1 protein-coding gene is annotated in these 265 nt (G+C 62.3%); it reads right to left on the reverse strand.

All coding sequences use genetic code 11. The annotated features are described in order from the left end of the window. Window positions 1-265 (reverse strand): P2 family phage major capsid protein (locus ACW9IR_RS29940; protein WP_457466214.1); only part of this gene is annotated, 265 nt, incomplete at both ends.

A 265-nucleotide genomic window follows, 5' to 3' on the forward strand; every position in this document is an offset into this window, starting at 1 on the left:
TGGGCATCTTCGATGCGCTCTTTCTCGGTCGGCACGTCGCCTTGCTTGGCGTACAGCTTCGCCTTATCGGCCGCCAACAGATCGGAACCGATGATCGCGATCAAGTCGCCACCGTCGCGCAGACGCTCGTCCACCATCTGTTTGGTGTCATGCATCAGGGCGTCAAGGTTGGCGTAGTCACCGTCCAGCCCCAAGGTGACTTTGCCGGCGGCTTTGCCTTCCTTGAGCACCTGCTGCGGCGCCTGCTCGCGCAGTTGCTGCAGCC

This window comes from Pseudomonas sp. SDT291_1_S447 (assembly GCF_054070155.1).